Raw genomic sequence first — 492 nt, 5'->3', positions numbered from 1 at the left:
TTTCTGGTGACAGCAGGTCTCATGGTATATACGCCGCTGGCCGCGCCATTATTCAGACGTTTACCTAACTGGCTCGGCACCACCCTCTCGGTAACCTTCATTGCGCAATTGGTCTCTTTCCCGTTGACGATTTATTACTTTAACCAATTTTCGCTGCTGTCCTTTGCCGCCAATCTGCTGCTGGTTCCATTCATCACGTTCCTGGTGCTGCCGCTTGGTACGCTGGCGCTGCTGCTTGGACGGTTCTGGAATACTGCCGCCCTCTTATCTGTGCAGCTTGCAGAGCTGCTGAATAATGCTACGTTTGCGGCAGTGGAGTGGGTAAACGGGTTTACGGCAGGTGTGCTGATCTGGGCTTCACCGTCCTTGCTCTGGATTTGCCTATACTACGGGCTACTTTACGGCTTGTTGTATGCGTTGAAGAGACGGACAGAGATTATGCTTCCCCAGTACATGGAGGATGAGACCCGGCCGCTGACCGAGCTGGAGCTG

At 53.5% G+C, this 492-nt stretch carries 1 protein-coding gene; it reads left to right on the top strand.

Translation table 11 applies throughout. The features are described from left to right. Nucleotides 1-492, top strand: a 492-nt coding sequence (locus QW71_RS36405) for a ComEC/Rec2 family competence protein (protein ID WP_200906021.1), incomplete at both ends; no start/stop codon positions are given.

Origin of the sequence: Paenibacillus sp. IHB B 3415 (genome assembly GCF_000802655.2) — a bacterium.
Classification (GTDB): Bacteria; Bacillota; Bacilli; order Paenibacillales; family Paenibacillaceae; genus Paenibacillus_AQ; species Paenibacillus_AQ phytohabitans.
The sequence above is the reverse complement of the archived record's forward strand: the minus strand, read 5'-3'. Positions and strand labels throughout refer to the sequence as shown.